Genomic DNA, 18,735 nt, shown 5'->3' with positions numbered 1-18,735 from the left:
AAATAATTAGGGGAAGATTAATGTCCGATATTGTGATTTCTCGTGGTGTAACAAGCACTGGCCTGATTATTGGGCAGGCTGGTCAATATGATAGTGCCTCTGTCCAGGGGGCTGTCATTAACACCACTGTTAATAATAGCGGTCTGATTGTGATATCTGGTGGTGGAACAGCCAGTAGTACAGTGATCAATTCGGGTGGTCAGGAGAGTGTGGGTTCCGGCGGATCCTCGGTTTCTGCGACTATTATCAATGGCGGATCCCAATATTTGCTCTCAAGTGGTGTTACCCGCAGCACGCAGATCATTTCTGGTGGCACGCAGATCATATCCTCGGGTGGTGCTGCTACTGGCACTGTTGTCAGCACAGGCGGTCAAGCCGTTCTGCTGGCCGGTGGTATGGCACAATCTATGGTGCTGGCTGGAGGAAGTTTGACTGTTTCTTCCGGTGCCACGGTTTCCGGTGTCGATATGGAACAGCAGCTCAGCCAGTTGCTGATTTCTTCAGGCGGTTCGGCGAGCGGCACGCTTCTGAGCAATGGCACGATGATTGTGCTGTCAGGGGCAACTGTTGTTGGAACACAGTTGACGAGTAGTGGTACACTGTCCCTGAGTGGTGGGATTGGAAGTGGCACCATCGTCACTAATAATGAGCGTGCAGATGTCTACAGTGGCGGTATTGCAATCAGCACATTTGTGGGTGTGGATGGCAGAGAATTCATCCATTCCGGCGGACTCTCCATTGGTGCCGTTGTCAGTTCAGGTGTCCAGTCTCTCGATGGTGGTATTGTAAGCGGTACCAGACTTATAGACGGCTCCCAGGATGTTGGAGGTATAGCCTACAATGTTCAGGTGTCTGGCACACGTGGTTTGCAACTTGTCGTATCGGGAGGTGTGGCCAGTGGGACGACCCTGACGTCCGGTGCCGCACAGATCATCGTGCCAGGCGGGACCGCCGTTAATGATGTGATCGATGGCACCGGGACGATCACTGTTAACTCTGGTGGCAGACTAAGCGGGTCTCTGTCTTTCACAGGGACTGGCAGTGGTACACTGGTAGTAAGTGATGACGGTGCCATCGTTTCTGGTCTGATGATCAGCGGGTTCCAGAACGATGATCAGATCGATCTCCAAAGTCTGTCTTATAGCAGCCAGACCTATGTAGCGCAGTCTGGCGGTCAGATCAGTGTTATCACGGCGGGTGGCAGCTACTCCCTGAGCTTTGCGAATGATGGCGCCACCAATCGGGTTTATCTTGCGAAGTCGGATGGCGTGTCCGGCACGCAGCTTTATACAGCGGTTGGTATTCTGCCTGCACAGAGTGTTATTTTAGGTGGCACAACCACCACCCTGAGCGCTGCTCTCAGCTTTAATACTGCTTATGCCGGCTCCTATACGAACTTTGGTATTGGGACGGTCAGTACGGATGGCAAGACCTACAGTGTGACGGGTACGTCCGCCGAGGTAACAACAGCATTGCAGAACCTTGTTTCCCAGCCGACCGGTAGCAGTTCTCCGAGCTCGGTCAGTCTGGTGCTTTCAAACGAGGCAGCTCCGGTTGTGTTGCAGCTGAACACGACGCTGAACCAGTATCTGGCTGGTGGTTCGAAGGCGGATACGATCATTGGTGGTTCCGGTAATGATACTCTGGCCAGCGGTTCTGGTGGTGGTGTGCTGCAGGCGGTTGGCAAGGGTGACCTGCTGATTGGTGGCAGGGGCTCGACGGCGTTCCATGATGGAGAGGGCTCGGCGACGATCTTTGGTGGTCGTGGTCAGGATACGATCCATGCGACTGCCGGTCATGACCTGATCCTGACAGGACAGGGAGGTTCGACCGTCATGCTGAGCGGTCAGGGCAGCTCTCTGTGGAGCTATGGCGCGGATAATGTCGCGGTCTCTGCCGGTGCGAACACGGTGATCGGTGCGGGTGGTTCGAACGCGACGATCTCTGGCGGGTCTTCGGGTGTGATGTTCATTGGCGCGGGCGGTGCCAGCACCATCCTGGGTGGCGATGGCGCCTCGACGCTGTTCGGCACGGCTGGCAACCTGACCTACGCGGCCGGAAATGGCAGCGGTTTTGTCGTGACGGGTGCCGGCAGCACGGCCAATCTGTTCGGGAGTGCGGCTGGCGGCCTTCTGGCGTTTGGTCAGAGCGGTGCGACGCTGTTCTACACGGGTGGCGGCGGCGCCGACACGATCCAGGGCGGCAATGGCAGCATCGTGGTGAATAACGGGATCAACGGCACGTATTTTGGTGGAACTGCGGGTTCGAACCAGATCTCTGTTGCCGGACACAGCCTTGTGTTTGGCGGAGGGAATGGTGATGTTCTGACCGCGACGGGGACGGGGAACGTGTTGCAGGCCGGCGGCGGCAACACGACGCTGAATGGTGGCGGTGCTGATGGCACTGTGATGTTCGCGGGGACCGGCAATGATATGATGATCGGCAGCACGAATGAGGCGGCAGTTGATATCTTTGCCTTTACCAATGGTCAGGCTGGAGGCTCTGACACGATCAGCGGTTTCACGGCAGGTGTTGATCATCTGGTGCTGAACGGTTTCTCCAGTGCGCAGGCTGATGCTTCCTACGCGACGCAGAGCGTGGACGGGGCCGGCAACATGCATTTCATGCTGACAGATAACACGCAGATTACGCTGACCGGCGTGACTGAACTCAGCCGGAGCCAGTTCGGATAAGGCGCTGACTGAACACGCTGTTGGCACAAAAAGAAGGGAGAGCAGCAAATAATCTGGCTCTCCCCTCTTTTTTTATCGAATAAAATTTATTTGTAATTAATAATAAAAACAGTATATTTCCTTTAATTTCAATAAGATTTTTCTATTTTTAATCTGCATTCTGTGACACTTTACCTATTCTTGATGAAATAGTAATCTATTTTTGCTGCATTCAGGAGGGACTGCCATGGCTGATATCGTTGTTTCTGCGGGCGTTACGTCCAGTGGCATAACATTGAATGGCTCCGTCGGCTCCGCTACGGTGGATGTGCTAGGCACGACTATCAATACGCAGCTGACCGGCGTTTCCACGGAGGGCGTTAGTGCCGGTGGCCTCGCTATCTCGACGACAATTGGCAATTCTGCAGTCCAGAGGGTTAATTCTGGCGGTGTTGCAAGTAGCACCGTCATCAGCTCGGGCGGTACGCAGGGTGTGCTGAGCGGAGGTGTCACTGTTTCTACCACGGTAAGTGCTGGTGGTATAGAACTTGTTAGTCCTGATGGTGTCACAAGTGACACGGTCGTCAGCTCGGGCGGTCAGCAGGTTGTTTTCAGTGAAGGTGTCGCGCATAGCACGATCGTCAGATCGGGGGGAACGCAGGCTGTTTCCGCTGGCGGTGTCGCGAGTGCCACGGTTATCAGCTCGGCTGGTGAGCAGGCTGTTTTCGATAGCGGTATTGCGAGTGGCGCCGTTGTCAGCAATGGTGGGAACCAATCTGTTCAGTCTGGCGGTTCCGCATTTTCGGCACTCCTCCTATCTGGTGGCACGCAGACTGTTTCCTCCGGCGCTACGGCTTCGGGCACGATATTGAGCTCCGGTGGTGTGCAGTATGTAAATAGTGGTGCTGTTATCAGTGGGACTGTATTCAGCGCTGGCGGCAATCAGGTTCTGCTGAGCGGCGTGGTTGTGAGCGGCATTTCTGTGCAGGGGTCTGGCTCTCAAACGCTTTCTTCCGGAGCAATAGCGAGGGGAATCTTTGTGTCCGATGGGGGGACACAAGTTATTTCCGCCGGTGGCGTTGCCAGTGGGACGGTTGTGACCTCTGGTGGCGGGCAGTTGATCTTTGCTGGCGGTGTTGCGGTGAATGACGTGATTGCCGGTAACGGGACGATCACTGTCGATAGTGGTGGCGTACTCAGTGGTTCCCTGACTTTCTCGGGCGTTGGCAGCGGAACGCTTGTCATCGGTGACAACGGCGCTGTCGTCTCCGGTGTTGTGATCAGCGGTTTCCAGAGTGACGATCAGGTTGATCTGAGCAGTCTGGGCTATGACAGCCAGGGCTATGTGACACAGGGCAGCAGCAATATCAGCGTTGTGACGGGGAATGGCAGCTACAGCCTGAACTTTGCGAATGACGGGCCGGGCAATCGCGTCTTCCTTGCGAAGGAGGGTGCGAATGGCTCCACTGTGCTTTATGCAACGGGTGGTATTCTGCCGGCACAGAGCGTGTCTCTTGTTGGCACGGCCTCCAGCATGACGGCTGATTTCGGCTTTGATGCTGCTTACACCGGGAGCTATGCGAATCTTGGTGCTGGTGAAGTCAGCACGGATGGCAAGACTTACAGTGTGACGGGTACATCCACCGACGTATCAACGGCGTTGCACAACCTTGTCTTCCAGCCGACCGGTGGCACTTCTCCGACAATGGTAAAGCTGGTGCTGTCGAACGAGGCGGCGCCGCTTATGTTGCAGCTGAACACGACGCTGAACCAGTATCTGGTGGGTGGCTCGCAGGCTGACACGATCATGGGTGGCACGGGTGCCGACACGCTTCAGAGCGGCTCTGGCGGTGGTGTTCTGCAGGCAAGAGGCAGTGGGGATATTCTGATAGGCGGCAGCGGGGCCACGCTGTTCAATGACGGTGATGGTGCGGCGACGATCCGGGGCGGTCAGGGCCGTGATACGATCAATGCGTCTGCTGGCAGAGATACAATCGTGACGGGGAGTGCTGGCAGTCAGGTCAATCTGTCTGCTGCCGGCAATGTTGCATGGAGTAAAGGCGCTGATACGGTGTCAGTGATGGCGAGCGCGAACACGATTGTTGGTGCTGGCGGCGCGACCTATGCCACGATCAGCAATAACAATGTGACGACGTTCATCCAGAGCACGGGTGCCAGCACTGTTGTCGGTGGTAATGGTGGCGCGACGGTGTTTGGTACGGGTGGCACTGTTGACTATACGGCCAATGGTGGCAGTGACCTTGTCGTTGCCGGCACTGGTGGCACGGTCAACCTGTTTGGTTCGACCTCTGGTCCCGGTTTGCTTGCGTTTGGTGCGAGCGGCGGGGTGCTGGATTATACAGGGCACGGTTCTTCGGATACGATCATTGGCGGCACAGGGAGTGTTTCTGTCAGCTCCGGCAGTAACGGTCTTTATGTTGGTGGCACTGCCGGTTCGAACATGATCCTGGCCACGGGAGACGCGACGGTTCTGGGCGGTGGCAATGGGGATGTTCTGTCCTCGACGGGGAGTGGCAACGTTCTGGTGGCTGGAACCGGGAACCAAACGCTGACCGGTGCCGCAGGCAATGGCACGGCGATGTTTGCGGGGACTGGCAATGCACTGATGATCGGCAGCACGAACAGTTCTGTTGTGGATGCATTTGCGTTTGCCAATGGCCAGGCTGGCGGCTCCGACACGATCAGCGGGTTTACGGCGGGGGTTGATCGTCTGATCCTGAACGGGTTCTCCGGAGCGCAGGCGGATGCGTCCTATGCCACGCAGAGCGTGGACGGGTCCGGCAACATGCACTTCACCCTGACCGATAATACCCAGATCACGCTGACCGGCGTGACCGAACTCAGCCGGAGCCAGTTCGGATGAAGATCTGACTGAACAGGCTGTTGACATAAAACGAAGGGGGAGCCGCAAATAATATGGCTCTCCTTTTTTTTATCAAATGAAATTTATTTATAAATTAACAATAAAAATAGCATGCTTCCTTTAATTTTAATACGATTTTTCTATTTCCAATCTGAATACTGTGATATTTTACCTATTCTTGATAGAAATAATAATTTTTTGTCCGTATTAAGGGGGGACTGCCATGGCTGATATCGTTGTTTCTGCGGGTGTTACGTCAAGTGGCATAACGTTGAATGGCTCCGTCGGCTCCGCTACGGTGGATGTGCTGGGCACGACCATCAATACGCAGCTCACCGGCGTTTCCACGGAGACCGTTAGCTCCGGTGGTCTTGCTGTCTCGACGACAATTCGGAATTTGGCAAACCAGCGTGTTGCGGGTGTCGCAAGTAACACGATCGTCAGCTCGGGCGGTACGAATAGGGTGCTGTCTGCTGGTGTTGCATTTTCTACCACGGTAAGCGCAGGTGGTTCAGAGTTTATTGCTCTTAATGGTTTCGCAGGTAACACGGTCGTCAGCTCGGGCGGTCAGCAGGTTGTGTCCGGGGGTGTTGCAAGCGGGACAAAGATCAATTCTGGCGGTCAGCAGGTTGTGTCTGGTGGTCTTGCCAGCGCGACACAGATTAGTTCTGGCGGTCAGCAGGTTGTGTCTGGTGGTCTTGCCAGCGCGACACAGATTAGTTCTGGCGGTCAGCAAACAATTTCTTCCGGTGGTGTTTCCATCGCTGCGCAGCTGAGCGCTGGTGGTCAGCAATTCATATCCTCCGGTGGTCTTGCGAGTGCTACGCAGTTTCTCTCGGGTGGCAGACAATATGTTTCCTCTGGGGGCGTTGCCAGGGCCGCACTGCTCGGTTCCGGTGGCCTGCAGTATGTGTATGGTAGCGCTGTCAGTGCACAGGTCGAGCTTGGTGCTTTCCAGTATGTTTCCTCCGGGGGTGTGGCTGGTGGCACACTGATTAGTTCAGGTGGTGAGCAGGATATTTTCACCGGTGGCGTTGCGAGTGCGGCCCAGGTCAGTTCAGGTGGCTTTCAGGTTGTTTATTCTGGCGGTCTGGCCAACGATACCCAGCTTGTGGGCGCCATTCAGCAGGTTAATTCTTCCGGTGTTGCCAGCGGTGTGCAGGTCAGTGCAGGTGGTACACAAAATGTCTGGGCTGGAGGCATTGCCAGTGGTACGAAGCTGGTCAGCGGCAGTCAGCAGGTCAATTCCGGAGGCGTTGCAGTTGCTGCACAAATCAGTGCAGGTGGCATACAGACTGTATTGTCGGCTGGTATCGACAGTGGTTCACAGATCAGCTCCGGCGGGTTGCAGACTATCAGCTCCGGTGGTGTGACCATCGCGACACAGATCAGTTCTGGCGGCCAGCAGACGATTTCTGCGGGTGGTGTTGCTAACGCTGTACAGCTGAGCGCTGGTGGTCAGCAATTCGTATCCTCCGGCGGTCTTGCCAGTGCCACGCAGTTCATCTCTGGTGGTAGACAATATGTGTATGGTAGCGCTGTCAGTGCACAGGTCGAGCTTGGTGCTTTCCAGTATGTTTCCTCCGGGGGTGTGGCCGGTGGCACACTGATTAGTTCAGGTGGTGAGCAGGATATTTTCACCGGTGGCGTTGCGAGTGCGGCCCAGGTCAGTTCAGGCGGTTTTCAGGTTGTTTATTCTGGTGGTCTGGCCAATGATACCCAGCTTGTTGGCGCCATTCAGCAGGTTAATTCTTCCGGTGTTGCCAGCGCTGCGCAGATCAGTGCAGGTGGTACACAGAATGTCTGGGCTGGAGGTATTGCCAGTGGTACGAAGCTCGTCAGCGGTAGCCAGCAGGTCAATTCCGGAGGTGTCGCAGTTGCTGCGCAAGTCAGCGCAGGTGGCATACAGGTTGTACTGTCGGCTGGTATCGACAGTGGTGCACAGATCAGCTCCGGCGGATTGCAGACTGTCAGCTCCGGTGGTGTGACCATCGCGACACAGGTCAGCGCAGGCGGCTCGCAGATGATTATGATGGGTGGTTCTGCGGTCACCGTCACTTTGCTTTCCGGTGGCACACAGACTGTTTCCTCCGGTGCTACGGCTTCGGGCACGGTATTGAGCTCTGGTGGTGTGCAGTATGTAAATAGTGGTGCTGTTATCAGTGGGACTGTATTCAGTGCGGGCGGCAATCAGGTTCTGCTGAGCGGCGTGGTTGTGAGCGGCATTTCTGTGCAGGGTTCTGGCTCTCAAACGCTTTCTTCCGGGGCCATAACGACGGGAATTGTTTTATCAGGCGGTGGGACGCAAGTTATTTCCGCCGGTGGTATTGCCAGCACCACTGTGATCAATTCCGGTGGTTTGCAGACTGTTTCGTCTGGCGGTTCCGCGCTCGGCACGGTGATCACTCTTGCGGGTAATATGGTCCTGCTGAACGGCGGTGTTGTGCAGTCTGCCGTTTTGTCAGGTGGTAACTTGACAGTTTCTTCCGGCGCCAGGGTATCCGGTGTTGCTATCGAGAATCAGGCCAGCGACCTGATCGTTTCTTCCGGTGGCTCCACGATCGGCACGCTGCTGAACAATGGCACGATGATTGTGCAGACTGGTGCATCGGTATCTGGCACCCGGATGACTACCAATGGTGATCTGTATCTGAGGGGCGGCACGGCAAGCGGCACGGTGCTGATCGGCGGCAATGAATTCATCAGCAGCGGAGGTATCGCCTCCGGCACGGTACTGTCGGGTGGAAGCGAGAGTGTGTATTCGGGTGGTATCGCGATTGGCACGGTGGTCAGCTCGGGCAGCCAGTTCGTGGATGCGGGCGGTGTCGCGAGTGGTACCGTGTTGCAGGGTACGCTGCAGACTTTGGGTGGCCTGGCGTATAATGCACAAGTGACCGGTAGCGGTGCGTTGCAAAGCATCCAGTCCGGTGGCGTTGCCAGTGGGACGGTTGTGACCTCTGGTGGCGGGCAGTTGATCTTTGCTGGCGGTGTTGCGGTGAATGACGTGATTGCCGGTCAGGGCGCTGTAAGCGTCTCTTCTGGTGGCGTACTCAGTGGTTCCCTGACCTTTGCCGGGATTGGCAGCGGAACACTAACACTGCAGAACGGCGCTGTCGTCTCCGGTGTTGTGATCAGCGGTTTCCAGAGTGACGATCAGGTTGATCTGAGCAGTCTCGGCTATGACAGCCAGGGCTATGTGACACAGGGCGGCAACAATATCAGCGTTGTGACGGGGAATGGCAGCTACAGCCTGAACTTTGCGAATGACGGGCCGGGCAATCGCGTCTTCCTTGCGAAGGAGGGTGCGAATGGTTCCACTGTGCTTTATGCAACGGGTGGTATTCTGCCGGCACAGAGCGTGTCTCTTGTTGGCACGGCCTCCAGCATGACGGCTGATTTCGGCTTTGATGCTGCTTACACCGGGAGCTATGCGAATCTTGGTGCTGGTGAAGTCAGCACGGATGGCAAGACTTACAGTGTGACGGGTACATCCACCGACGTATCAACGGCGTTGCACAACCTTGTCTTCCAGCCGACCGGTGGCACTTCTCCGACAATGGTAAAGCTGGTGCTGTCGAACGAGGCGGCGCCGCTTATGTTGCAGCTGAACACGACGCTGAACCAGTATCTGGTGGGTGGCTCGCAGGCTGACACGATCATGGGCGGCACGGGTGCCGACACGCTTCAGAGCGGCTCTGGCGGTGGTGTTCTGCAGGCAAGAGGCAGTGGGGATATTCTGATAGGCGGCAGCGGGGCCACGCTGTTCAATGACGGTGATGGTGCGGCGACGATCCGGGGCGGCCAGGGCCGTGATACGATCAATGCAGCTGCTGGCAGAGATACAATCGTGACGGGTAGTGCGGGGAGTCAGGTGAATCTGTCTGCTGCTGGCAACGTGGCATGGAGCAAGGGCGCGGATACGGTGTCAGTCATGGCGAGCGCGAACACGATTGTTGGTGCTGGCGGCGCGACTTATGCCACGATCAGCAATAACAATGTCACGACCTTCATCCAGAGAACGGGTGCCAGCACTGTTGTGGGTGGTGATGGTGGCGCGACGGTCTTTGGCACCGGGGGAACTGTTGATTATACGGCCAATGGTGGCAGTGACCTGATCGTTGCTGGCAATGGGGGTACGGTCAACCTGTTTGGTTCGACCACCGGTCCCGGTTTGATTGCGTTTGGTGCAAGTGGCGCAGTGCTGGATTATACGGGGCATGGTTCTTCCGATACGATCATTGGCGGCACAGGCAGTGTGTCTGTCAGCTCGGGCAGTAATGGTCTGTATGTTGGTGGTCAGGCAGGCTCGAACATGATCCTCGCCACGGGAGACGCGACGGTTCTGGGCGGTGGCAATGGCGATGTTCTGTCCTCGACGGGCAACGGCAATGTTCTGGTGGCTGGTACCGGGAACGAAACGCTGACCGGTGCTGCTGGAAACGGCACGGCGATGTTCGCAGGGACTGGCAATGCGCTGATGATTGGCAGCACGAACAGTTCTGTCGTGGATGCGTTTGCGTTTGCCAATGGCCAGGCTGGCGGCTCCGATACGATCAGCGGGTTTACGGTGGGTGTTGATCGTCTGATCCTGAACGGATTTTCCGGTGCGCAGGCGGATGCATCTTATGCCACGCAGAGCGTGGACGGGTCCGGCAACATGCACTTCACCCTGACCGATAATACCCAGATCACGCTCGTCGGTGTCTCCGCACTCAGCCGGAGCCAGTTCGGATGAAGATCTGACTGACTCTGCTTCTTACTGCAGGGATGCATCATTGATGTTTGATCAGTCACACGCTGTAGCCGCTTCCGGCTACAGCGTTTTTTTAGAACTTCATTTGTCCCATTGAATGCCCTGTTGAAATTTTAGCCTTATGTTAAAAATTTATCTTTTTGACTTTTTTGATCTATAAGCAGTGTTAAGCTTAAAAATAAACATTAATCAAAGGAAAATTAATGTCTAACGTTTTGATTTCTTCTGGTGTAACAAGCACCGGTTTGATCATCGGTCAGGCTGGTCAGTATGATAGTGCTTCTGTTCAGGGGATTATTACTGACACCACTGTTAATAATAATGGTCTAGTGGTGGTGTCTGGTGGTGGAACAGCCAGCGGTACAGTGATCAATTCGGGAGGTCAGGAAAGCGTTGGTTCCGGTGGATATTCTGTCTCTACTACGATCAGCAGTGGTGGGTACCAATATCTGCTTTCAAGCGGTGTGGCCAGCAGAACTCAGGTTGCTTCTCGTGGTACTCAAATCGTTTCTTCGGGTGGTACTGCTATTGATACCCAGGCTTATACATCTGGCGGGCAGTATATTTATTCTGGGGGGGTAGCACAGGATACTCATCTCAACGCAGATGCCGGCCAGTATGTATCTTCAGGAGGCGTCACACTTAATACGCAGATCAGTGGGGGAGCGGGACAGGCAGTTTATGCTGGTGGGGTGGCGAGCAATACGCAGATAAGCTCTGGAGGAAGACAGTTTATTTTTTCTGGTGGGCTGGACAGCGGCGGACAGGTCAGTGCAGGTGGTTCGCAGAATATTATGGGAGGAGGCTCCGCCTTTTCTACAACGCTATCATCTGGTGGTCTTCAGTATGTGAATAGTGGTGCCTTTGTCAGCGGCACAATATTCAGTACAGGCGGCCAGCAGATTTTGCTAAGCGGTGCCTCGATCAGCGGTGCATCCATACAGGTTGTGGCCACTCAAACCCTGTCTTCGGGTGCAACAGCAACGGGTACGGTTCTGGTATCTGGTGGCCGGCAGTTTGTTTCTTCTGGCGGTGTAGCAAGTGGCACCATGGTGAGTGCTGGTGGCAGCCAGTTTATTCAGTCTGCCGGTCTGGACATCAGTGGAACGGTTTTGGGTGGTTTCCAGATCATTCTGCTAGATGGCGTTGCAAGTAATACGGTGATCAGTGCTGGCAGCCAGTCTGTTGCCGGCAGTGCGGTCAGTGCGCAGATCAGCTCTGCCGGTGAGCAGACTGTTTTCGATAGCGGTATTGCGAGTGGCACCGTTGTCAGCAGTGGTGGGAACCAGTTTGTTCAGGCTGGCGGTTCCGCATTTTCGGCACTCCTCCTGTCTGGTGGCACGCAGACTGTTTTCTCCGGTGCTACGGCTTCGGGCACGGTATTGAGCTCTGGTGGCATGCAGCTTGTGTCTTCTGGCGCCATCGTAAGCAACACCATTTTCAGCGCTGGCGGCAATCAGGTTCTGCTGAGCGGCGTGGTTGTGAGCGGCATTTCTGTGCAGGGTTCTGGCTCTCAAACGCTTTCTTCCGGGGCTATAACCACGGGAATCGTTTTATCCGATGGGGGGACGCAAGTTATTTCCGCCGGTGGCGTTGCCAGTGCCACGGTCGTCAGCAGCGAGGGCAACCAATCTGTTCAGTCTGGCGGTTCCGCGATCTCTGTGACGGTAAGCTATCGTGGTTCTCAGACTATTTCTTCTGGCGGCGTTGCCAGTGCCACGGTCGTCAGCAGCGGTGGCTACCAATTTGTTCAGTCTGGCGGTTCCGCGACGTCTACGACGGTCAGCTCTGGCGGTTCGCAGACTGTTTCCTCTGGCGGTCTGGATATCAGCGGAACGCTTGGTGGTCTGCAGACCATTCTGGCAAGTGGTGTTGCCAGTAATACAGTGATCAGTGGGGGGGGCGGCCAGGTTGTTCTAGGTAGCGCGGTCAGTGCGCAGCTCAGCTTAGGCGGTACGCAGTTTGTTTACTCGGGCGGTGTTACGAATGGCACGGTCGTCAGTAGTGGTAGTGTGCAGCTTGTTAACTCTGGCGGTGTTGCGAATGGCACGGTCGTCAGCAGTGGTGCTGTGCAGGCTGTTGCCTCTAGCGGTGTCGCGAGTGGAACGGTTGTTAACCTGGGTGGTTTACTGCTCGGTAGCTCTGGTGGTTCTGCAGTGGGCACGGTCGTCAGCAATGGTGGCATCCTGAACGTTGAAGCTGGCTTTTCTGCGATCTCTACGACGGTCAGCTCTGGCGGTTCGCAGACTGTTTCCTCTGGCGGTATCGCAAGTGGTACCATCGTCAGCGCTGGCGGTGTTGAGCAAGTTATCTCTGGCGGTCTGGCTGTGAACGACGTAATCGCCGGTCAGGGCGCTGTAAGCGTCTCTTCTGGTGGCGTACTCAGTGGTTCCCTGACCTTTGCCGGGATTGGCAGCGGAACACTAACACTGCAGAACGGCGCTGTCGTCTCCGGTGTTGTGATCAGCGGTTTCCAGAGTGACGATCAGGTTGATCTGAGCAGTCTGGGCTATGACAGCCAGGGCTATGTGACACAGGGCAGCAGCAATATCAGCGTTGTGACGGGGAATGGCAGCTACAGCCTGAACTTTGCGAATGACGGGCCGGGCAATCGCGTCTTCCTTGCGAAGGAGGGTGCGAATGGCTCCACTGTGCTTTATGCAACGGGTGGTATTCTGCCGGCACAGAGCGTGTCTCTTGTTGGCACGGCCTCCAGCATGACGGCTGATTTCGGCTTTGATGCTGCTTACACCGGGAGCTATGCGAATCTTGGTGCTGGTGAAGTCAGCACGGATGGCAAGACTTACAGTGTGACGGGTACATCCACCGACGTATCAACGGCGTTGCACAACCTTGTCTTCCAGCCGACCGGTGGCACTTCTCCGACAATGGTAAAGCTGGTGCTGTCGAACGAGGCGGCGCCGCTTATGTTGCAGCTGAACACGACGCTGAACCAGTATCTGGTGGGTGGCTCGCAGGCTGACACGATCATGGGCGGCACGGGTGCCGACACGCTTCAGAGCGGCTCTGGCGGTGGTGTTCTGCAGGCAAGAGGCAGTGGGGATATTCTGATAGGCGGCAGCGGGGCCACGCTGTTCAATGACGGTGATGGTGCGGCGACGATCCGGGGCGGCCAGGGCCGTGATACGATCAATGCAGCTGCTGGCAGAGATACAATCGTGACGGGTAGTGCGGGGAGTCAGGTGAATCTGTCTGCTGCTGGCAACGTGGCATGGAGCAAGGGCGCGGATACGGTGTCAGTCATGGCGAGCGCGAACACGATTGTTGGTGCTGGCGGCGCGACTTATGCCACGATCAGCAATAACAATGTCACGACCTTCATCCAGAGAACGGGTGCCAGCACTGTTGTGGGTGGTGATGGTGGCGCGACGGTCTTTGGCACCGGGGGAACTGTTGATTATACGGCCAATGGTGGCAGTGACCTGATCGTTGCTGGCAATGGGGGTACGGTCAACCTGTTTGGTTCGACCACCGGTCCCGGTTTGATTGCGTTTGGTGCAAGTGGCGCAGTGCTGGATTATACGGGGCATGGTTCTTCCGATACGATCATTGGCGGCACAGGCAGTGTGTCTGTCAGCTCGGGCAGTAATGGTCTGTATGTTGGTGGTCAGGCAGGCTCGAACATGATCCTCGCCACGGGAGACGCGACGGTTCTGGGCGGTGGCAATGGCGATGTTCTGTCCTCGACGGGCAACGGCAATGTTCTGGTGGCTGGTACCGGGAACGAAACGCTGACCGGTGCTGCTGGAAACGGCACGGCGATGTTCGCAGGGACTGGCAATGCGCTGATGATTGGCAGCACGAACAGTTCTGTCGTGGATGCGTTTGCGTTTGCCAATGGCCAGGCTGGCGGCTCCGATACGATCAGCGGGTTTACGGTGGGTGTTGATCGTCTGATCCTGAACGGATTTTCCGGTGCGCAGGCGGATGCGTCCTATGCCACGCAGAGCGTGGACGGGTCCGGCAACATGCACTTCACCCTGACCGATAATACCCAGATCACGCTCGTCGGTGTCTCCGCACTCAGCCGGAGCCAGTTCGGATGAAGATCTGAGTGAAATTACTGGACCACTCAGGAAAGAGAGCTGATGAAGGTCAGCTCTCTTTTTTTGTATTTTGTTTTAATATTAAAATAACGCTTTGATATTAAAACTTTTAATCAAAACGAGAAAGCAACAAAATCATTGCGCAAAAAAGTTTATTAGGGAAAAAATCCGTACCGTTCGACTGCCCTACTCGTTCCTTGAGCAACAGAAATATTAAGTGTGACAATTAATGACCACCATCAATGTTTTTCCCGGAACGATTTCAAGCGGCTTGACGATCGGAACGTCTTCAGGGGGCAGTCAAGGCGACCTGATGAATGTCAGCGGTACCGCCATCAGCACCACGCTGAACCTGCTGGGAGTCATGGAGGTGCTGAGCGGTGGCACTGCCAGCGGAACTCTTGTCAATAGTGGTGGCACGCAGAACATTGAAAATGGAGGCCTTGCCAGCGAGACGCTTGTCAGCGGAGGGGGCACGCAAGTCGTCTATAGCGGCGGAACCGCACAGGACACTATGCTGGCGGGTGCAAATGCTACGCAGGTGGTTGGTTTTGGCGGGGTTGCCAAGCGTACGATGCTGAGTGCAGGCGCTAAGCAGATATTAGTGTCTGGCGCGGTTGTCAGTGACACGGTTTTCGGCACTGACGGTATCCAGATTCTGGTCAGCGGGGCAGAGACAAGCGGTATTTTGATTGATACGCTGGCCTTTCAGGCGGTCTCTGTCGGCACCACGGCAACAGACACAATCCTGGTTTCCAGTGGCACACAGGTTGTGTTTTCCGGAGGCACGGCATCCGGTACGGTGGTGAGTGCGGGAGGAAGGCAGTTTGTCTCTTCCGGCGCAATCATCAGCGATACAGTGTTCGGCAGCGGCGGGTATCAGATTCTGGGGAGCGGGGTAGCCGCTCATGATTTTTCCTTACAGGTTTCGGCGTCCCAGTTGCTCTCATCCGGGGCGACTGCAACAGGCACTGTGCTGGCAAACGGTGGCATGCAGTTTGTGCTGGATGGTGCGTCGGCTTCCGCGACGCTGGTGAATTCCGGTGGCTCACAGCTGGTTTTCAGTGGTCGTGTCACCGGCACAACGATCAGCGCCGGCGGTGCTCTGGAGGTGTCAGGACTGGTTTCTTCAGCCGTCAGCCTGTCCAATACATTTGGCAGTGCGCTTGGCACGATCATCAGTTCCGGAGGAACCGAGATTGTCTGGAACGGAGGCTGGGATGGTATCCGGTGGGATACCAATGTGCCTTCCGGTGGCAATAATCCATTGAGTGGTGCGATGATTCTGGCCGGTGGCAGCCAGGTTGTGAACGGTGGCAATGCGTATGGTGCAACCATCAGCTCTGGCGGTACCCAGATCATTCTGGCTGGCGGTAGTGATGGTGGATGGCGGAGTATTGATGAAGTCGCTGGCCTGGTGGGGAAGACGTCTGCCGGGGGTGGTACGACGATTCTGGCCGGTGGCAGCCAGGCGGTTTCATCGGGTGGCACAGCAGTCGCAGCTCTGATTTCATCGGGTGGCACGCAGATTGTCTTTGCTGCGGGTTATGCTGTCAGTGCAATGATCAATTCCGGTGGTGAGCAGATACTCTCTGCCGGAGGTGAGACAGCTTCCACGACGATTGGGGCCGGTGGCCTTCAGACTGTTTTATCCGGCGGTCATGATGGACGCCGGGTTGCTGTTTCCACCACGTCCGGCAGTTCCGGGGGCTGGGGCTATTATTACGGTGCTTCTATTTTGTCCGGCGGCCGTCAGGATGTGCTCGGCGGCGGTGTCGCCTATAGCGTGAATATCAGCGCCGGTGGCCTTCAGACTGTTGTCGGCGGTGGCAGTACATTTCAGGTCTATGTCAGTTCTGGTGCCAATCAGACTGTTGCCGATGGCGGTGTCCTTAACGCGACATGGATTATGTCTGGCGGTACGCAGACTGTACTCTCCGGTGGTGTTGCCGGCAGCGATGAAGTCTATGGCATACAAATTGTCTCTTCCGGGGGTGTTGCAAGCGGCTCATTTATCAACTCTGGTGGTCAGGAGACCATTCTGACAGGCGGGACTGCAATCAGTGCCACGATTTATCGCAGTGCAACACAGAGTATTTCTGCTTCCGGCATTGCCAGCCTGACAACAATTCTGGGTGGTGGAACACAGGTGGTCATGTCGGGAGGGATCGCTGCCAGTGCCATCATAAGCCAGGGTGGAACGCAGATTGTTTCCGCTTCTGGCAGTGCCAGTGAGACGACAGTCAATCAATACGGTCTGCAGACTGTTATGTCGGGAGGATACGCAACCGGCACGATACTGATGTCCGCTGCTCTACAGTACATTTCTGCCAGTGGTATTGCAGAAAAGACAACCATTAATTATTCTGGTTATCAGTTTGTTTCATCTGGTGGCTCTGCCATTGGCACGATAGTCAACGATTCCGGTACCCAGTTTGTTTCATCCGGTGGTTATGCGACCGGTGTCACTCTTCATTCTGCCGGCTATCAGTTTGTTTCGTCGGGGAGTGTGGTCAGTAATACGACCATCAGCTCAGGCGGTATGCAGTTTGTTGAAGGAATAGCGGTCAATGACCTGATTGCTGATCAAGGAACCGTCACCGTTTTCAGTGGCGGTACACTGAGCGGATCTCTGACATTCAGTGATGTCGGCAGCGGTACTTTGAAGATTATGGATGACCGTACCTCTCTTGCCGGTGTGGTGATCAGTGGATTTAAAAGCGATGACAAGATTGATCTGGCATGGCTGCTTTACAGCAAAAATACCAGCGTCAAACAATCTGGGGGAAGGGTGCTGATTGAAAATCCGTATGCTTCTTCATATACGCTCAATTTTGCCAGCAGCCAGACAATCCAGATAAAACAGGATACTGATAACAGCACGATCCTTTATGTATCGGATGCTCAACCCACCCCGACACCGACACCAGAGCCGACACCGACGGGGTATGCCCAACTGATGAAGCAGGTCAGCCTGACCGGCACATCATCCGGTGGAACGCTGTCAACTGTGTTCGGATTTGGGTCTGGCTATGCGGGTAGCTTCTCGAATCTCGGTAGTGGCACGGTCAGCGCGGATGGCAGCAGTTACAGCGTGTCCGGAACGGCATCGGATATATTGTCAGCATTGCAGACTCTTGTGTTTCAGCCTGCATCCACCGGTTCTGCTCCATCTTCCGTGCGGGTGATCCTCAAAAACGAAACGGCTCCGGTCGTGCTGAAGCTGAACACGGCGCTGAACCAGTATCTGGCCGGTGGTGCGGCAGCGGATACGATTATGGGCGGTTCCGGCAATGATACTCTGGCCAGCGGTTCGGGTGGTGGTGTGCTGCAGGCGGTTGGCAGAGGCGACCTGCTGATTGGTGGGAGGGGATCGACGCTGTTCCATGATGGTGCCGGTGCGGCGACGATCTTCGGGGGGCGTGGTCATGATACGATCGACGCTGCGGCGGGCGGCAATCTGGTGATGACCGGAACTGGCGGTTCCACCGTCTATCTAAAGGCACGCGGCAACTCTTTGTGGAGCTATGGCGCGGATAACGTTTCGGTCTCTGCTGGTGCGAACACGGTGATTGGTGCGGGTGGTTCGAACGCGACGATCTCTGGCGGGTCTTCGGGTGTGATGTTCATTGGCGCGGGCGGTGCCAGCACCATTCTGGGTGGCGATGGCGCCTCGACGCTGTTCGGCACGGCTGGCAACCTGACCTACGCGGCCGGAAATGGCAGCGGTTTTGTCGTGACGGGTGCCGGCAGCACGGCCAATCTGTTCGGGAGTGCGGCTGGCGGCCTTCTGGCGTTTGGTCAGAGCGGTGCGACGCTGTTCTATACGGGTGGCGGCGGCGCCGACACGATCCAGGGCGGCAATGGCAGCATCGTGGTGAATAACGGGATCAACGGCACGTATTTTGGTGGAACTGCGGGTTCGAACCAGATCTCTGTTGCCGGACACAGCCTTGTGTTTGGCGGAGGGAATGGTGATGTTCTGACCGCGACGGGGACGGGGAACGTGTTGCAGGCCGGCGGCGGCAACACGACGCTGAATGGTGGCGGTGCTGATGGCACTGTGATGTTCGCTGGGACCGGCAATGATATGATGATCGGCAGCACGAATGAGGCGGCGGTTGATATTTTTGCCTTTGCCAATGGTCAAGGTGGAGGCTCGGACACGATCAGCGGGTTCAATGCGGGGATTGATCATCTGGTCTTGAACGGTTTCTCCAGTGCGCAGGCTGATGCGTCCTATGCCACGAAGAGCGTGGACGGGTCGGGCAACATGCACTTCACACTGACCGATAACACGCAGATCACGCTCCTCGGTGTCTCCGCACTCAGCCGGAGCCAGTTCGGATAAGAACCCGG

General features: G+C 56.0%; 5 protein-coding genes. All 5 read left to right on the top strand.

The genetic code is table 11. The features are described 5' to 3' along the window. Positions 1 to 20 precede the first annotated feature (20 nt). A complete protein-coding gene (locus tag GbCGDNIH6_RS08115) occupies positions 21 to 2,693 on the top strand; it encodes a beta strand repeat-containing protein (RefSeq protein ID WP_072563518.1) in 2,673 nt (890 codons plus the stop codon). Between the two features lie 226 nt (positions 2,694 to 2,919). After that, entirely contained in the window at positions 2,920 to 5,556 is a 2,637-nt protein-coding gene (locus GbCGDNIH6_RS08110; RefSeq protein ID WP_072563517.1) for an AIDA repeat-containing protein, read from the top strand. 223 nt (positions 5,557 to 5,779) lie between these two features. After that, positions 5,780 to 10,291, top strand: a complete 4,512-nt coding sequence (locus GbCGDNIH6_RS08100) for an AIDA repeat-containing protein (RefSeq protein ID WP_081370045.1) — start codon at positions 5,780 to 5,782, stop codon at positions 10,289 to 10,291. A 221-nt stretch (positions 10,292 to 10,512) separates the two neighbouring features. Beyond that, on the top strand, positions 10,513 to 14,376 hold the full coding sequence (locus GbCGDNIH6_RS08095; RefSeq protein WP_072563516.1) for an AIDA repeat-containing protein: 3,864 nt from the start codon (positions 10,513 to 10,515) through the stop codon (positions 14,374 to 14,376). 229 nt (positions 14,377 to 14,605) lie between these two features. Further along, complete coding sequence (locus tag GbCGDNIH6_RS08090) at positions 14,606 to 18,727, top strand: AIDA repeat-containing protein (RefSeq protein ID WP_232449760.1); 4,122 nt, start codon at positions 14,606 to 14,608, stop codon at positions 18,725 to 18,727. Positions 18,728 to 18,735: the final 8 nt, after the last annotated feature.

This window comes from Granulibacter bethesdensis, from assembly GCF_001889525.1.
GTDB lineage: Bacteria > Pseudomonadota > Alphaproteobacteria > Acetobacterales > Acetobacteraceae > Granulibacter > Granulibacter bethesdensis_C.
The sequence above is the reverse complement of the archived record's forward strand: the minus strand, read 5'-3'. Positions and strand labels throughout refer to the sequence as shown.